The organism is Micromonospora sp. NPDC049374 (assembly GCF_040677165.1).
Lineage (GTDB): Bacteria > Actinomycetota > Actinomycetes > Mycobacteriales > Micromonosporaceae > Micromonospora.
This window is the reverse complement of the sequence record NZ_JBFAQH010000005.1, coordinates 104,819-120,765: the sequence shown is the minus strand read 5'-3', so window position 1 is coordinate 120,765 and position 15,947 is coordinate 104,819. Positions and strand designations below refer to the sequence as shown.

The following is a 15,947-nucleotide window of genomic DNA, read 5'->3' as shown; positions in this document are numbered from 1 at the left end:
ATGATGGCGGGGTGGACGCGCAGCCCGGACGGTCGGTGACAAGCAAGGTGCTGGCCCTGCTCGACGCGTTCACCCCGGCCGGTCCGGCGCTGACCCTCAGCGAGCTGGCCCGGCGGGCCGAGCTGCCGTTGCCCACCGCGTCCCGGCGGGTGGCCGAGCTGGTCGCCTGGGGTGCGCTGGAGCGGGGTGACGACGGGCGGTACCGGATCGGGTTGCGGCTGTGGGAGGTTGGTTCGCTCGCCCCCCGGGGGCTCGGGCTGCGCGAACTGGCGCTGCCGACCATGGAGGACCTGTACGAGGTGACCCACGAGAACGTCCAGCTCGCGGTCCGGCAGGACGCCGAACTCGTCTTCATCGAACGGATCGCCGGGCGGCACGCGGTGCCGGTGCTCACCCGGGTCGGTGGCCGCTTCGCGTTGCACGCAACCGGCGTCGGGCTGGTGCTGCTGGCGTACGCGCCGGCCGAGATCCAGGAACAGGTGCTGACCGCGCCGCTGGAGCGGTACACCCCGCTGACCATCACCGATCCCGGGCGGCTGCGCCGTGCTCTGGCCGAGGTGCGCCGCACCGGGTACGCGGTGAGCGACAGGCAGGTCACCATGGACGCCCTCTCGGTGGCCGCGCCGATCTGTGGACCCGAGGGCGCGGTGGTCGCCGCCATCTCACTCGTGGTCGCCCAGCACCGGGCGGACCCGGTGGCGCTGGCACCGCTGGTCCAGGCGGCCGGCCGGACGATTTCCCGGTCGCTCGGCACGTCGTACGGGTCCCGGCGGTTCGCCGGCTGAGGCCGGTACCGCCTCGTCACCCGGCGCAGTAACGTGTCCGGGTGTTGATGCGCTCTGGCCAGCCCCGCACCGACGGAATCCCGACCGGGGCGTCCGCGTGGTGAGCGACGGTCTGGGCGAGCGGTTGCCGCCGGGGTCGCCGGCGGAGCGGGCAGCGGTCGGGCGGGCCCGGGCCCAGCGTCTGCTGGTGACCCTGCTCGGGGACCACTGGCACGCCGGTCGTTCGCCACTGCCGTCCGGGGGCCTGGTGGCCGTCCTCGCGGAGTTCGGCATCGCGCCCGCGAACGCCCGCGCCACGCTCGCCCGGCTGACCCAGCGGGGCATGCTCCAGCGGACCAAGGAGGGCCGGCGGACCAGCTACCGGTTGACCGAGCCGGCCTGGCACATCCTCCAACGCGGAGCGCGGCGCATCTTCGCCACCACCGACGAGAGCACCTGGGACGGCAGTTGGACGCTCATCGCATTCACGGTGCCGCTGGAGGACGCGAACCAGCGGCGGCTGATCCGGGCCCGGTTGCGCTGGTTGACGTTCTGGCCGCTGTACGACGCCACCTGGGTCACACCGCACGACCGGCTCCACGAGGCACGCGAGCAGCTCAGCGAACTCGGGGTCACCGACGCGGTGCTCCTGCGCTCCACGGACCTGGAGTTGCTGCCGGACGGCAGGGCGCGGCTGGAGGCCGCCTGGCGGATCGACGAGGTGGCCGCCGGTTACCAGGACTTCCTGCACCGCTACCGCGAGCTGACCGACCGGGCCTGCGCCGGTGCGGTGCTGCCGGCGGAGGCGCTCGTCGCCCGCACCCGGCTGGTCAGCGACTGGCGGGCGCTTGTCGGCACCGACCCTGACCTGCCCGCCGAGTTCCTGCCTCAGTCGTTTCCACGGGCCGAGGCACGGGCGATGTTTTTGAGCATCTCCGAGGCGCTGGCGCCGCTGGCCCAGAAGCGCTTCGAGGACCTCGTCCAGCGACTCGAACCGGTCTGACCCGCTCCGCTCCGCCGCGCTTGACTCCATATCGGACATTCCGGCCCGACCGTCACCAAGGCACCCTGCCGGCTCGCGGCATCGATGCATTGCACTTCCATTGACTGCCGGTCAGTTTTCGCATTACGTTTTCTCCGTGCCTTCGACCCCGGAGGCCCAGCCGCCCGTCCCCGGCTGAAAGGGGTCCCGCCATGCCCACCCACCGATCTCGGAGGAGCACCCGGCACCGACCCCTCCGGGTGGCGTTGACCGCGCTCATCGCCACCGCACTGGTCAGCAGCTCCGCACCGGCCGGGGCCGCGCCCGGGGCCGGCAAGGGCGGCGACCGGGGCTTCGACGTGTCGGTCGTCTCCGGTCGCGCGGACATGGTCAGCGGCGGCGACGCCCTGGTGCGGGTCACCGTGCCGCGCACCGTCGCACCGCACCGGGTGAAGGTCCGCCTCGACGGCCGTGACGTGACCGGACGCTTCCGGCCGGCGGGCGACAAGCGGACCCTGCTCGGCCTGGTGGATCAGTTGAAGCTGGGCCGCAACCGGATCGAGGTCCGCGCGCACGGGCCGGGCTGGGGACGCCCCGGCGCCAGCCTGACGCTTGTCAACCATCCGGCCGCCGGCCCGGTCTTCTCCGGGCCGCACATCCCGCTGTTCTGCACCGCCTCGGGCAGTCCCTGGCACCTGGGCCCGGTCGACGAGGACTGCCACGTCGCCGAGCCGCAGGTCAGCTACCGGTACCGCAGCACCGCCGGCAGCTTCGTCGACCTACCCGACGGTCCGCTGCCGGCGGACGTGGCCAGCACCACCACCACGGCCGGCCGGACCGTCCCGTACGTGGTGCGGATCGAACGCGGCACCATCAACCGGGCGGTGTACGAGATCGCCATGCTGCACCAGCCCGGCACACCGGCCCCGAGCCCGTGGACGACCACGCGTGGCTGGAACGAGCGGCTGGTGTACACCTTCGGCGGTGCCTGCGGCATCGGCCACACCCAGGCCACCAGCACCGGCGGCGTCCTCGACCACACGTTGCTGAGCCGCGGCTACGCGGTGGCCAGCGCGACATTCAACGTGTACGCGCACAACTGCAACGACGTCACGTCCGCCGAGACGGCCATGATGGTCAAGGAACACTTCATCGAGACGCTCGGCGTACCGGCCTTCACCATGGGGTGGGGTGGATCGGCCGGCACCATGCAGCAGTTGCTGATCTCGAACGCCTACCCCGGCATCCTGAACGGCGTCATCGGCAGCATCGGCTACCCGGACGAGCGCTCCACCACCATCTCCGGCCACGAGTGCCGGTTCATCTCCCAGGCGGCCACCACAGCCGGGCTGTCGGCGGCCCAGCAGCACGCCGTCAGCGGCTTCGGCAGCCCGAACACCTGCTTCGGCTACCAGTTCTTCGACAGTGTGGACTGGCCGACCGCCTGCCCCGCCCACATCCCCGCCGACCGGCGCTACCACCCGGACACCAACCCGGAGGGCATCCGCTGCGCCATGGCGGACTTCGTCTCGAACGTCTACGGCGTCGACCCGAGGACCGGTGCCGGCCGGCCGATCATCCCGGACACCATCGGCGTGCAGTACGGCCTGGCGACGCTCAGGGCGGGCGTCATCAGCCCGGAGCAGTTCGTCCGGCTCAACGAGGGCATCGGCGGCCTGGACGTGGAGGGCAACCGCACCCCGCAGCGCACCTCCGCGAACGTCGCGGCGATCAGCAGGGCGTACGCGACCGGCCGGGTCAACCAGTTCGACGGCGGGCTGCGCTGGACCCCGATCATCGAGACGCGCGGCTACACCGACCCCACCGGCGACTTCCACGACCGGTTCCGCTCCTGGACGATGCGGGAGCGGCTGGTGCGGGCCAACGGCGACGCCGACAACCACGTCAGCGTGACCGGCCCGCCGGGCGCGGCCAGCGCGGCGATCCAGGAACAGGCGCTCGCCGACATGGATGCCTGGCTGACCGCGCGCGGCAGGCTCGCGGCGGCCCGTCCGCACCTGCACGCCGTGGCGCTCACCCGGCTGTCCCGGCCACGCGGCCTGGCCGACAGCTGCGTCACGCCCGACGGTGAGCGGATCGTGGAGCGGCTGACCCTCGACCCGACCGCCCGGTGCAACCAGCTCTACCCGTACCACCGCAATCCCCGGGTGGTGGCGGGCGGGCCGACCACCTCGGCGGTGCTCAAGTGCCAGCTTCAGCCGCTGCGCAAGTCGGGGTACGGGGTGCGCTTCACCGCCGAGCAGTGGCAGCGGCTGCGTACGGTCTTCCCCGGCGGCGTCTGTGACTGGTCGAAACCGGGCGTCGGGCAGCGCCCACTCGCCCGCACCTGGATCCGCTTCTGACGGCAGCACCTGGTCGGGTGGCTCGCCCGTGGCGAGCCACCCGACCGCGCTCAGTCGGGAAACGCGAGCAACCGCAGCAGACCGGCCAGCCGCTCGTGCTCCTCGGGGGTCACCGGGGCCAGCAGGCCCCGCTCCACGGCGCGGGCGGCCTGCTGGGCGCGGGCGAAGAGGTCCCGGCCGGCGTCGGTCGCGACGAGGACGTTCGCCCGCCGGTCGGCGGGGTCGGTGCGGCGCTCCACCAGCTGACGCTGTTCGAGCCCGTCGACCAGGGCGACGACCTGGCTCGGGTCGAGGCGGAGGAACTCGGCCAGCTCCCGCTGCGTCGGGCGGGCCCCGTCGGCGGCCAGCGCGAGCACGGAGTAGGAGCGCGCCTTGAGCCCGTGCTCGGCGAGGGCGGCGTTGGCCGCCGCGAGCGTGAGGGCGTTGGCGCGGGCCAACAGAAAGACCAGGTCACCGCCGAGCACGCTGTCCCGCAGGGCGTCCCGCCCCGGCAGCCGGGTCTTCCCGCTAGCGGACATGGCGATGATGGTAGCGCGTTTCCTCAATGATTGACATTTTCAATGGTCCGTGCTCAGATCGGGTGGACACGAAGGAGTTCTCCATGTCCCTGGACGGCAAGGTCGCCATCGTCACCGGTTCCGGACGCGGTCTCGGCCTCGCGTACGCGCAGGAACTCGCCCGGCAGGGCGCCGCCGTGGTGGTAAACGACGTCGACGCCCAGACCACGGCCGACGCCGTCGCGTCGATCCAGGCGCTCGGTGGCCGGGCCGCCGCGGTGGTCGCTCCGGTCGGCCCGACCGAGACCGCCGAGCAGTTGGTCGCCACCGCCGTCGAGACCTTCGGTCGGCTCGACATCCTGGTCACAAACGCCGGTGTGCTGCGCGACACCGTGCTGTGGAAGATGACCGACGAGGACTTCGACACCGTCATCAACGTGCACCTGCGCGGCACCTTCACCACGGTGCGCGCGGCGGTGCAACACATGCGGACGGCCGGCGAGGGCGGGCGCATCATCTGCATCGGCTCCCCCACCGGCCAGCGCGGCAACTTCGGCCAGACCAACTACGCCGCCGCCAAGGCCGGCATCGTCGGCATGACGCGCACCTGGGCGTTGGAGCTCAAGCGCGCCGGCATCACCGCCAACACCGTGGTCCCGGTGGCCGCGACCGCCATGACCGCCACCGTTCCCTACTTCGCCGCCGCCGTGCAGGCAGCCGAGAAGGGTGAGCCGATGCCGGCGTTCTTCCGGCACGATCTCGGCTTCGGCACGGCGGACGACGTGGCCGGGCTCGTCGCGTTTCTCGGCTCCGACGCGGCCGGCGGCATCACCGGGCAGGTGATCGGGGTCGGCGGGGACCGGCTCCAGGTCTGGACCCACCCGGAGGCGGCCCTCACCGCCTACCGCGAGGGCGGCTGGACGTACGATGCGCTGCTCGAAGCCGGGCCGGCGACGTTCGCCGGTGCGACGCAGAGCGTCGGCGAGCGGTTCCCGGACCTCCCCGAGGAGTTCAAGAACGCCGCCTCCTGACCCGCCGGACGAAAGTTCCCCATCATGTACCAACCCGCCATCGACCTCGACGTGGTCACCGCCATCGACATGCACGTGCACATCGAGGTCGACGAGCACGGCCACAACTCGCTGCCCGACGACCTGGTGGCGGCGGTCTCGAAGTACTTCAAGGCCGACGGGCCGCGCCCGGCGATCGAGGCGGTGGCGCAGTACTACCGGGAACGCCAGATGGCGGCCGTCGTGTTCACCGTGGACGCCCGTACCCAGTTGGCGCACCAGCCGCTGTCGAGCGTGGAGATCGCCCGCGCCGCGGCCGAGCACGCCGACGTCCTGATCCCGTTCGGCTCCGTCGACCCGCGCACCGGTGCGGCGGCGCTCGACCTCGCCAGCCGGCTGATCGAGGAGGAAGGCGTACGCGGCTTCAAGTTCCATCCCACCGTGCAGGGCTTCGATCCGAGCGACGAGCAGTACGCGCCGATCTGGGGTCTGCTGGAAAAGGCAGGCGTGCCGGCGTTGTTCCACACCGGGCAGACCGGCATCGGTGCCGGGATGCCGGGCGGCTACGGCTTCCGGCTCGGCCTGTCCAACCCGATGCTGCTCGACCCCGTCGCGGCCGAGTTCCCCGACCTCCAGATCATCATGGCCCACCCGTCGGTGCCCTGGCAGGACGAGGCGCTGTCGGTGGCCACCCACAAGCCGAACACCTGGATCGACCTGTCCGGCTGGAGCCCGAAGTACTTCCCGGCCGAGCTGGTGCGGTACGCCAACTCGCTGCTCAAGCGCCGGGTGCTGTTCGGCACCGACTATCCGCTGCTCACCCCGGACCGCTGGCTACGGGACGTGCGCACCACCGACCTCAAGCCCGAGGTGCTCCCCGGCATCCTGAAGGACAACGCCGTCCGGCTGTTGCGCCTGTCCAGCTGACGACGAGAGGAAGCTCATGACGACGACGATCACCTACGAACAGCTCGCCGACCTCGCCGGCACCGACCTCGGCTACACCGACTACCGGACGGTCACCCAGGATCAGGTGAACCTCTTCGCCGACGCCACCGACGACCACCAGTGGATCCACGTCGACCCCGAGCGGGCGAAGAACGGCCCCTTCGGCGCGCCCATCGCCCACGGCTTCCTCACGCTCTCGCTGGCGGTGCCCTTCTGGACCGAACTGCTCGACGTCAAGGGGGTCACCACGAAGGTCAACTACGGCCTCGACAAGGTGCGCTTCCCGGCTCCCGTCAAGGTCGGCTCGCGGGTACGCATGACGGCGACCGTCGCCGAGGTCGTCGAGGTGGCCGGCGGCTACCAGATCGCCGTCGACCAGACGATCGAGATCGACGGCGGCACCAAGCCCGCAGTGGTGGCCCGCGGCCTGTACCGCTTCTACGCCTGACGGCCACCGGCAGGCCGACCGGTCACGCATCGACGCACCATCCTCCACCACCGGGAGACCGCTGATGCACGAACAAGGAATCGGCGCATGGCTGGCCAAGCGCCGGCTCAAATCCCCCGACAAGGTCGCCCTCGTGCACGGCGAGGGCGACCGCGTGACGTACCGCCAGTTCGCCGACGGCACCGACCGGGTCGCCGCGCTGCTGCGGCGTCTCGGCGTCGGCAGGGGCGACGCGGTGGCCTATCTGGGCGAGAACAGCCCGGATTTCCTCCAGGTGATGTTCGGCGCGGCGCGGCTGGGTGCTGTCTTCGTGCCGGTCAACACCCGGCTGGCACCGCCCGAGGTCGCCCACGTTCTCACCGACTGCGGCGCGCGGGTGCTGATCCACGATCCGGAGTTCGACGGGCGGGTGGTCGCCGCCATCGGCACCGGGCCGTCCCCGCGCGTCGTCGTCACCGGCGAGGGTACGGCCGACCGGCCGGGACTGACCAGGCTGCTGAGCACGACCGCGATGTCCGACGCTGCCGCCGCCGAGGTGGGCCTGGACGACCCGGCCGCGATCATCTACACCTCGGGCACGACCGGCCGGGCCAAGGGTGCGGTGCTGACCCACGGCAACCTCACCTGGGTCGCGCTCAACTGCGTGGTCGACTACGACGTCGTGTCGACCGACGTCGCGCTGATGATCTCGCCGCTGTTCCATGTCGCGTCCCTCGGCATGGGGGCTCTGCCGGTCATCCTCAAGGGCGCCACGCTCGTGCTGGAGAAGGGCTTCGAGCCGGGACGCGCGCTCGCCCAGATCGAGCGGCACGGCGTCACCATGCTCAGCGGGGTGCCGACCACCTACCAGTTGATGGCCGACCACCCGAACTGGGCCACCACCGACCTGTCGACGTTGGGCAAGCTCACCTGCGGCGGCTCGGCGGTGCCGACCCGGATCCTCAACGCGTACGAGGAACGTGGCCTGTCGTTCTCGCAGGGCTACGGCATGACCGAGGCGTCGCCGGGCGCGACGTCGCTGCCCCCCACGATGACCCGCGCCAAGCAGGGCAGTGTGGGCCTGCCCCACTTCTTCACAAGCGTGCGGATCGCCGACGAACACGGCGAGCCGATCGCCGACGACGGCATCGGTGAGATCCAGATCTGCGGTCCGAACGTCTTCCCCGGCTATCACCTGCTGCCGGAGGCGACGGCCGAGGCGTTCACCCCGGACGGCTGGTTCCGCTCCGGCGACCTCGGATACCTCGACGCCGACGGCTACCTCTACATCTCGGGCCGGCTCAAGGACATGATCATCTCGGGGGGCGAGAACATCTACCCGGCCGAGATCGAGGTCCTGCTCGGCGAGATCGAGGGGGTGACCGGGGTGGCGGTCATCGGCGTACCGGACGCGCGGTGGGGCGAGGTGCCGTGGGCGATCATGACCGTACGGGAGGACGCCACCGTCGACACGGCCACGGTGCAACAGTTCCTCGACGGCCGGGTCGCCCGCTACAAGGTGCCCAAGAACGTGATCGTCGTCGACGACCTTCCCCGGACCGCGTCGGGGAAGGTGCGCAAGGCCGACCTGCGGGACCGGTTCGCCGGCTAGTGCGGTGTCCGGCTGCGCCGCGCCGGATCGCCGCCTGACCTCGCCGCGACACCGCCCACGTTCCTGGCCACCGCACCGCTGCCACCGGCGACCAGGGCGGCGAACTCCTCGGCGGACGCCGCGGCCAGCCGCTGGTGCATCCGCCGGTAGACCTGCGTCGACCGGCCGGCCGGCCACTGCTCGTCCATGAACTCGCGGGGCAGCCTCGGGTCCGCGCGCAGCAACGCGAGCCAGTCGGCCACCAGCATCGTGCGTACGGTCAGCGCGCTCGCCGCCTGGGTGGCCGCGCCCGGCTCGCCCCACACCTCGATGAACGCCAGGTGTTCCCGCCGGATCGCCTCGATGTCCCACGCCGCGCGGACACTGTCGGCGATCGGAAAGCCGGGGAGTTCCCGGGCGTGGAAGGCGACTACCGTCTTGGGGGGAAGGTCCCGGCACAGCGGCTCCAGCGACCCGGCGAGGTCGACCTCACCGGGTGCGAGCCAGAGCCCGTCGCGCAGCGGCGCGAAACCCTCCCAGGTGAGGGTGGAACGCAACCGGTGGCGCAGGGTCCGCTGCCCCTCGGGGATCGTGAACGTGACGAGGGTCCAGCCGGTGCCCTGCGGGTCGAACGGGCGCGGACCACGGACCCGTTCGGTGGCCTCCCGCAACACCGCCACCCCGTGCTCGGTCAGCGAGAACAGGATCTCCCGACCGCTCTTGCTGCGGTCGAGCATGCCGGTCTGCACCAGCCGGTCGAGGGTCGCCCGCGTCGCCGGTGCGGCGATGCCGGCACCTTCGAGAACCCCGATCAGGACGCTGGCGCGAATCGGGCCCACCGCATCGTCGACGACGTGCTCGCCGAAGAACGCGAGCAGCAGCTGCTTCGGCTGACGACTGCGCACAGCTTTCCCTCTCGAGCGAATCCACCCCGCGGCACGGTCACGGGGCGACGGTCTGCCCGCGCTTCGCACGCTGGATCTGGTCGTAGACATGCGTACGCAGCTCGGTGAAGCGCGGTAGCGCCCGGGTGGTGATCTGGTCGCGCTCCGGCGGGAGGTCGACCGCCAGATCCTCCTGTACCCAGGTCGGCGACGCGGACAACACCAGCACCCGTTCCCCCAGGTAAACCGACTCGTCGATGTCATGGGTGACGAAGAGAACCGAAATCTTGCGGCTCGCGTGCAGCTCGCGGACGAGATCCTCCAGGTCCGCGCGGGTCTGCGCATCGACCGCGGCGAACGGCTCGTCCATGATCAGCACCTCGGGCTGGTACGCGATGGCCCGCGCGATCGCCACCCGCTGCTGCATGCCACCCGAGAGCTGCCACGGGTGACTGCGGGCCGCGTGCGCCAGCCCGACCGCCTCGATGGCGTCGGTGACGAGCTTGTCGCGGGCCGAGCGGGACAGCCGCTTGTGACGCAGCGGCAGCTCGACGTTGCCCCGGACGGTCAACCACGGGTAGAGACTCCGGCCGTACTCCTGGAACACGACGGCCATCGCCGGGCTCGGGCCGGTCACCGGCTGTCCGTCCATCTCGACCAGGCCGCTGGTGGGCCGGAGCAGGCCGGCGAGGCATTTCAACAGGGTCGTCTTGCCGCAGCCCGACGGCCCGACGATGCAGACCAGCTCACCGGAGCGCATGGTGAAGCTGATGTCCCCGATCGCCTCGACATCGCCGTTCGTGGACTCGTACACCTTGCGCAGGTGCTCCACCCGCAGCAGCGTGCTCCGGTCAGGCACGGTTGACCTCCCTGATTCCGTGGTACCAGCGCAGCACCCGTCGCTCGACGACACCGAAGGTCGCGGCGAGGAGCACGCCGACGAGGCCGAGCAGGAGAATGCCGCTCCACATCTCGGCGATGAGGTAGTTGCGTTGGAAGTAGGCGATCCGATAGCCCAGTCCGGCGGACGAGGCGAACATCTCCGAGATGACCATCAGGATCAGCGCGACCGAGAGGCCCTGCCGGACCCCGGTCATGATCCGCGGGCTGGCCGCCGGGAGCACGAGGTACCAGAGCCGCTCCCACCAGGTGATCTGGAACGAGTCGGCGGTCTCGGACATCACGCTGTCGGTGGCCCGGACACCGTCGATCGTGTTCAGCAGAATCGGCCAGATCGCGCCGGAGACGATCACGACCACCTTCATCGTGTCGGTGATGCCGAGCAGCAGCATCACGACCGGGATCAGCACCGGCGGTGGGATGGCCCGGAAGAACTCCAGCAGCGGTTCGAGCAGTTCGCGGAGCCAGGTGAACAGCCCGATGAGCGTACCGGCGGCGATGCCGATCACGATCGAGGCCGCGATGCCGAGGGCGAGCCGGTAGAGGCTCGGCAGCACGTCGTCGACGAACGCCGGCCCGATCCAGGTCTCCCGGAAGGCTTCGAAGATCGTCAGGGGGCCGGGGAAGAACCGGTTGGTCGACGAGGACGACGCCAGTCCCCAGACCACCAGCAGCAGGAAGGGCAGGCCGAGCGGGTAGAGGAAACCCGCGGCGACGCGGCGCCCGAGGCCGCGCCCGCGCGAGCGCTGGGCGATGCGGACGGTGTGCGCGGTCACAGGACCTCCTCACCGCGTACGGACTGATGCCACGACAACGAACGCCGCTCGATGAATCGGAAGACGAGATTGACCAGAAGCCCGAGCAGCCCGGTGACCACCACGAAGGCGTACAGCCCGACGGAGTCACCGGCGGACCGGGACAGCTCGATCATCCGTCCCAGACCGGGATTGCCGATCACCATCTCGGCGGTGATGGCGAGGATGAGGGCGACCGCGGCGGCGAGCCGGACGCCCGTCATGAGGTACGGCAGGGCGGTCGGCAGCACCAGGTACGACAACCGCTCGCGGCGGGTGAGTCCGAAGCTGCGGGCGGTGTCCCGGGCGACCGCGTCGACGTCGGCGACGCCGTAGATCACCTGCACGAAGACCTGCCAGAACGACGCGTAGATGATGATGAGCAGGGCGGCCTGCATCTGGATGCCGAACAGCAGCACGGCGAGCGGAATGAGCGCCACCGACGGGATCGGCCGCAGGAACTCCACCACCGTGTGGGTGGCGCGGCGCAGGAAGGGCACCAGGCCGACGACCGTACCGAGGACGACCGCGGCGGCGGTGGCCACGGCCAGCCCGATCGCCCAGGAGGTCATGGTGTACCCGAGCCGGCGCCAGAAGGCGAGGTCGCGGGACTCCTCGGCGAGCCGGGCGAACACGTCGGTGACGTACGGCAGGTACTGCGAGTTGATCAGGCCCAGGGTCGGGACCAGTTGCCAGATGACGAGGAACCCGGTCAGCCCGACAACGCCCAGCATCACCTTGCGCAACGAGCGGGGACGCCGGAGGGACAAGACGTGCATGTTGCTCCCGTGGTCGGCGGCGACGCCCTTCCCGGCCGGTCACCGGGAAGGGCGGGACCGCGCCGGCTACTGCTGTTGGATGAGGCGATCGAAGTTGGGCTGCTGATCGAGCACCTTGTACTTGCCCGCGAGCGTGGCCAGCGATTCCAGGCTCGCCCGGTCAAGCTCCCAACCGAACTCCGGCAGCTTCACCGAGTCCGCTACCGGCTCCGGGAGCTCCAGGTTGTCCTTGATCGCCTGGCGGACGGCGGCCTCGTTGGCGGAGTCCTGCGCCCACGCGAGGGTCTCCTTCATCGCCGCGGTGAAGTCGGCGACCAACTCGGCCTCGGAGTCCATCTGCTTCTTCGTCGTGATGGCGGTGAGCGTCGCGAGCCCGGGGGCGACCGCCTGGTAGGGCGCGACGACGAAGGTGTCGCCACGGTTACGCAGCTGGGTGACGAAGGGTTCCGGCACCCAGGCGGCGTCGATGTTGTCGGCTTCGAGCTGCGCCGGGACGTCGGGGAAGGCGACCTCGACGAACTTGATGGTGGACGGGTCACCGCCGTCCTTCTCCACCGCGGCCATGATCGTCACATCGCCGGCCGCACCCAGGCTGTTGACCGACACTCGCTTGCCCGCGAGCTCCGCCGGCCGGGTGATGCCCGACTTGGCCGAGGCCACCACGGCGTTGATGTCGTCGCCCTCGGCGTAGGACGACGCGTAGTTGCCGATGATCACGACGCCGAGATCCTGCAGGTCGGCCCGGAACGGGCCGAACGGCTGACCGATGGCGAAGTCGATGTCGCCGTTGATCAGCGCGGGGATGGCCTGGGCGCCGCCCTGTGCGGGCAGCACCTCGACCGAGAGTCCGTGCTTTTCGAAGATGCCGGCCTTCATGCCGCCCCACAACGCGGCGGTCTCGGTGATCGGCAGGGCCGCGACCCGTACCTGGCGGAGTTCGCCGCTATTCTCTCCCGAGGGGGTGGCATCCGAGTCCGTACATCCAGCGAGCGCGATCGCTACGCTGGCGATCAGCCCGAGCGTGAATACCTTCTTCATCGACAAGGCCCTTCCTGGGGCGGGGGGTGGTGGGCGCGTCAACACCGACGGCGGGTCGATGTGAGTGAGATCACCCGGCCGTGTTGGCCATCGTCAGCCAACCACCCTCAAATGTCAAGAAATTCTGACGCCCGTCATGGATCAGTTGAATATCGGTTTGGACACGTCAGCTCAACGCGCGGACCAGCTCGGTGCGGGAGCGGATGCCGAGCCGGTGGTAGATGTTGCGCAGGTGATGGTCGACGGTCCGGGTGGACAGGAACATCTGGCTGGCCACCTCCCGGTTGGTGGCACCGGCAGCGACCAGGTGGGCGATGCGCAGTTGCTGACCGGTGAGCAGCCGTACCGCGTGCGGGTCCGGCGCACCGACGGACTCCCCCGCCGCGCGCAGCTCCACGGTGCTCTGCCGGGCCCACACCTCGGCACCGAGCAGGATGAAGGTCTGCCGGGCCCGGTGCAGGTGACCGCGAGCCTCGCGGGGGCGGCGGGCGCGGCGGAGTTCCCGACCGAAGAGCAGCTCGGTGCGCGCCCGTTCGAAGGTGGCGGCGTCGGACGGGTGCAGGGACAGCGCGGCCCGGAACTGCTGCTCGGCCTCGGCGCTACCGCGCGGGGCCAGCAACGCGTGGCAGCGGGCCGACAGCGCCCGGCGCAGCGGACTGGCGGTGCTGCCGGCCCAGCGGTCGAAGACGGCGAGCGCGGCGCGGGCCCGGGCGTGCCGACCGGCTTGCGCGGCGGCCTCCACCAGGTGGGGCGTGGCCATCACCTGGACGAGGACCTGACCGCGCCCGGTACCGGGCCGAGCCAGCGCGGTCAGGCGGTCCGCGGCGTCGGCGTACCTGGCGTCGGCCAGGTCCAGCAACGCGAGGGCCCACTCGGCGAGGGCGTGCGGGCGACTGCCCGGTACGGCGGCGTCGCCCAGCTCGGCGACGTGGCCGAGACTGGCGTCGCGGTCGGACCGCACGGCCGCGAGCACGGCGAGCAGGCCGAGATGTACGCCGGCGCTGGTGTGCTGGCCGGCGGCCCGCGCCACCCGCAGCCCCTCCCGGCAGCTCCTCGTCGCGGCCTCGTGGCGGCCCAGCCAGTACTCGCTCATCGCCCGTAGTTCGAGTGCTCTGGGCAGCAGGGACACCTCGCCCCGGTCGGTCGCCAGGTCGACGGCCCGGTCGGCGAGCCGGTACGCCCCGGCGTCCACCGCGACCAGCAGGCCGGCCACGGCAGCACCGGTCAACGCGGTCGGGGTTGCCGCGGCACCGGTCAACCGGTCGCCGAGCACCACCGCCCGACGCAGCAGCGGACCGCCGTGGGCGTGGTCGCCGCGCAGCGTGGCGGCGACCCCGGCGACCAGGGTGGTCAGCAGGTCCGCCCACGGTGGATCTCCGTCGCGGCGAAGTGCCGCCATCCGGCGGGCCACCTCGGCGTAGCGGTACTGGTCACCGCAGAAGCAGACGGCCTCGCCGGCTCGGACCAGCGCGACCAGTGCCGACTCGCGGTCGACCTCGGCCAGTGCGTTGGCGGCGGCCAGCAGGATCGGCAACGCCGCCGGTGCCGAGCCGCAGCGCAGTCGCATCTCGCCCCGCAGCAGGTCGGCGAGCCCTCCGGTGGGAGAGGCGACCGGCACGTCCGCGACGCGGTGCAGCAACGCGCGGGCCCGGTCGGGTTCGCCCGCCTGCCAGGCGTAGCGGGCGGCGGTGACCTGCCGGCTGGCGGCGAGCACCGGATCGTCGCTGAGTTCGGCGGCCCGGGCCAGCGCCGTCGCCGCGGCGGACCGGTCCGCGTGGTCGCCGACCGCGTCCGCCAACTCCGTGGCCAGCGCCGGTGCCGGTCCGTCGGTTGCCGCTGCCAGGTGCAGGGCCCGACGCAACCGGGCTCCGGTGCCGTCGAGCGCGGCGGCGAGCAGCAGGTGGGCGTCACGGCGCGCGGTCAGCGAGGCGGTGGCCTCGACCATGGCGCGGGCCAGCGGCCGGGGAAAGGTGACGCCACCCGGTGCGGTGAGCCGGATCAGACCGGCGGCCTCGGCCGGCGCGAGCGCCGCGACGCTGCCGCCGGCCGCTCGCAGCGCCCGGCCCAGCGTGACCGGATCCACGGCGCGACCGTGGTCGGCCGGATCTCGCTCGGCGGGGGCGGTCGCGGCGAGCGCGGCCAGCAGCAGCGCGCGTCGAGTGTCACCGGGCAGGCGGGACAGCAGGCCGCGGTACGCCCGACCGAGGCCGCCGTCGGCCGGCGGTGCCGTGGGCAGGGGTTCCACCCCGTGCCACTGGCCGGGGGTCAGCGAGTCCGCCAGGTCGACCAGGGCCTGCGGGTTTCCGCCGGCGAGAGCGCTCAGCCCGGCCAGCACCCGGCCGGGGGGTGGCGGCCCCGGGCGGCGAGCCGCCAGCAGGGCGTGACTGTCCGGTTCGTCGAGCGGCAGCAGCCGGCGGCCGGGTATCAGGTCCGCTCCGCTGTCGCTGCCGGCGGTGAGCAGCAGGACGACGGGCAGGTGCGGCAGTCGCCGGGCCACCAGGGTCAGCAACCTCGCCGTCGGGGCGTCGCCCACGTCGAGATCGTCCATGGTGCACAGCAGTGGGCCGTCGTGGGCGGCCTCGGCGAGCAGGCCGAGTACGGCCTGGGAGAGCACGAGCTGGTCCTGGTCGCGACAGCCTTCACCGGCCACCGCCCGGCGCAGCACCTGCCGTTGCCGCTCGGGCAGCGCATGGATGCCGTCGAGCACCGGATCGAGCAGCCGCTGCAACCCGGCGTAGGGCAGCATCGCCTCGTCGGGCAGACCGGTGGCGGCGAGCAGCCGGCGGCCCCGACCGTACCGGTGGGCGTACGCCAGCAGCGTGCTACGCCCGCAGCCGGGCTCGCCGTGCAGCAGCAGCGCCGTCCCGGCCGGTGCGGCGAGCAGGCTGCGGATCTCCCGGCACTCCGCCTGCCGGCCCCGTAGCACATCTATTTGCACCGTCGATGCATGAACCATGCATCGAGTCTCGC

General features: G+C 71.7%; 14 protein-coding genes. 7 read left to right on the top strand and 7 right to left on the bottom strand.

Annotated elements, in window-relative coordinates:
* The first annotated feature begins 11 nt into the window (after positions 1 to 11).
* The 3 genes from AB0J93_RS10765 (at position 12) to AB0J93_RS10755 (ending at position 4,109) form a co-directional block, all read left to right on the top strand.
* Entirely contained in the window at positions 12 to 785 is a 774-nt protein-coding gene (locus AB0J93_RS10765) for an IclR family transcriptional regulator (RefSeq protein WP_363920438.1), read from the top strand.
* A 100-nt stretch (positions 786 to 885) separates the two neighbouring features.
* The gene (locus tag AB0J93_RS10760) at positions 886 to 1,767 is read left to right on the top strand and encodes a PaaX family transcriptional regulator C-terminal domain-containing protein (protein WP_363920436.1); all 882 of its coding nucleotides are present in this window, start codon (positions 886 to 888) and stop codon (positions 1,765 to 1,767) included.
* 191 nt (positions 1,768 to 1,958) lie between these two features.
* Positions 1,959 to 4,109: a DUF6351 family protein gene (locus AB0J93_RS10755; RefSeq protein WP_363920434.1), complete on the top strand. Its 2,151-nt coding sequence runs from the start codon at positions 1,959 to 1,961 to the stop codon at positions 4,107 to 4,109.
* A 50-nt stretch (positions 4,110 to 4,159) separates the two neighbouring features.
* Here the strand turns inward: AB0J93_RS10755 and AB0J93_RS10750 are convergent, their stop codons facing one another.
* Complete coding sequence (locus AB0J93_RS10750; protein ID WP_363920432.1) at positions 4,160 to 4,627, bottom strand: MarR family winged helix-turn-helix transcriptional regulator; 468 nt, start codon at positions 4,625 to 4,627, stop codon at positions 4,160 to 4,162.
* A gap of 83 nt (positions 4,628 to 4,710) precedes the next feature.
* Between AB0J93_RS10750 and AB0J93_RS10745 the strand changes: the two genes are divergently transcribed.
* The 4 genes from AB0J93_RS10745 to AB0J93_RS10730 all read left to right on the top strand — a co-directional run bounded on the left by AB0J93_RS10745 (position 4,711) and on the right by AB0J93_RS10730 (position 8,603).
* Positions 4,711 to 5,637, top strand: a complete 927-nt coding sequence (locus AB0J93_RS10745) for an SDR family NAD(P)-dependent oxidoreductase (RefSeq protein ID WP_363920430.1) — start codon at positions 4,711 to 4,713, stop codon at positions 5,635 to 5,637.
* Between the two features lie 24 nt (positions 5,638 to 5,661).
* Positions 5,662 to 6,543, top strand: coding sequence for an amidohydrolase family protein (locus AB0J93_RS10740; RefSeq protein WP_363920428.1), 882 nt, complete (start codon positions 5,662 to 5,664; stop codon positions 6,541 to 6,543).
* 16 nt (positions 6,544 to 6,559) lie between these two features.
* Positions 6,560 to 7,012: a MaoC family dehydratase gene (locus AB0J93_RS10735; protein ID WP_093402242.1), complete on the top strand. Its 453-nt coding sequence runs from the start codon at positions 6,560 to 6,562 to the stop codon at positions 7,010 to 7,012.
* 64 nt (positions 7,013 to 7,076) lie between these two features.
* Positions 7,077 to 8,603 carry a long-chain fatty acid--CoA ligase gene (locus tag AB0J93_RS10730; protein WP_363920426.1) on the top strand — a complete coding sequence of 509 codons (1,527 nt, stop codon included), beginning with the start codon at positions 7,077 to 7,079 and terminating at the stop codon, positions 8,601 to 8,603.
* Here the strand turns inward: AB0J93_RS10730 and AB0J93_RS10725 are convergent.
* The 6 genes from AB0J93_RS10725 to AB0J93_RS10700 form a co-directional block, all read right to left on the bottom strand.
* A complete protein-coding gene (locus AB0J93_RS10725) occupies positions 8,600 to 9,487 on the bottom strand; it encodes a PaaX family transcriptional regulator C-terminal domain-containing protein (protein ID WP_363920424.1) in 888 nt (295 codons plus the stop codon). The genes AB0J93_RS10730 and AB0J93_RS10725 overlap by 4 nt on opposite strands.
* A gap of 37 nt (positions 9,488 to 9,524) precedes the next feature.
* The gene (locus AB0J93_RS10720; protein WP_363920422.1) at positions 9,525 to 10,325 is read right to left on the bottom strand and encodes an ABC transporter ATP-binding protein; all 801 of its coding nucleotides are present in this window, start codon (positions 10,323 to 10,325) and stop codon (positions 9,525 to 9,527) included.
* Entirely contained in the window at positions 10,318 to 11,142 is an 825-nt protein-coding gene (locus AB0J93_RS10715; RefSeq protein WP_363920419.1) for an ABC transporter permease, read from the bottom strand. The genes AB0J93_RS10720 and AB0J93_RS10715 overlap by 8 nt, the downstream gene beginning before the upstream one ends.
* Positions 11,139 to 11,939 carry an ABC transporter permease subunit gene (locus AB0J93_RS10710; protein WP_363920417.1) on the bottom strand — a complete coding sequence of 267 codons (801 nt, stop codon included), beginning with the start codon at positions 11,937 to 11,939 and terminating at the stop codon, positions 11,139 to 11,141. The genes AB0J93_RS10715 and AB0J93_RS10710 overlap by 4 nt, the downstream gene beginning before the upstream one ends.
* A 66-nt stretch (positions 11,940 to 12,005) precedes the next feature.
* On the bottom strand, positions 12,006 to 12,977 hold the full coding sequence (locus AB0J93_RS10705) for an ABC transporter substrate-binding protein (RefSeq protein ID WP_363920887.1): 972 nt from the start codon (positions 12,975 to 12,977) through the stop codon (positions 12,006 to 12,008).
* A gap of 166 nt (positions 12,978 to 13,143) precedes the next feature.
* A complete protein-coding gene (locus AB0J93_RS10700; RefSeq protein WP_363920415.1) occupies positions 13,144 to 15,933 on the bottom strand; it encodes a LuxR family transcriptional regulator in 2,790 nt (929 codons plus the stop codon).
* Between the last annotated feature and the right edge of the window lie 14 nt (positions 15,934 to 15,947).

What these genes read in the sequence shown, in the direction of transcription:
- AB0J93_RS10730 (WP_363920426.1), top strand. Translation starts at nt 7,077, where the DNA reads ATGCACGAACAAGGAATCGGCGCATGGCTGGCCAAGCGCCGGCTCAAA.
- AB0J93_RS10735 (WP_093402242.1), top strand. Translation starts at nt 6,560, where the DNA reads ATGACGACGACGATCACCTACGAACAGCTCGCCGACCTCGCCGGCACC.
- AB0J93_RS10700 (WP_363920415.1), bottom strand. Translation starts at nt 15,933, where the DNA reads ATGGTTCATGCATCGACGGTGCAAATAGATGTGCTACGGGGCCGGCAG.
- AB0J93_RS10750 (WP_363920432.1), bottom strand. Translation starts at nt 4,627, where the DNA reads ATGTCCGCTAGCGGGAAGACCCGGCTGCCGGGGCGGGACGCCCTGCGG.
- AB0J93_RS10745 (WP_363920430.1), top strand. Translation starts at nt 4,711, where the DNA reads ATGTCCCTGGACGGCAAGGTCGCCATCGTCACCGGTTCCGGACGCGGT.
- AB0J93_RS10705 (WP_363920887.1), bottom strand. Translation starts at nt 12,977, where the DNA reads ATGAAGAAGGTATTCACGCTCGGGCTGATCGCCAGCGTAGCGATCGCG.
- AB0J93_RS10740 (WP_363920428.1), top strand. Translation starts at nt 5,662, where the DNA reads ATGTACCAACCCGCCATCGACCTCGACGTGGTCACCGCCATCGACATG.
- AB0J93_RS10755 (WP_363920434.1), top strand. Translation starts at nt 1,959, where the DNA reads ATGCCCACCCACCGATCTCGGAGGAGCACCCGGCACCGACCCCTCCGG.
- AB0J93_RS10710 (WP_363920417.1), bottom strand. Translation starts at nt 11,939, where the DNA reads ATGCACGTCTTGTCCCTCCGGCGTCCCCGCTCGTTGCGCAAGGTGATG.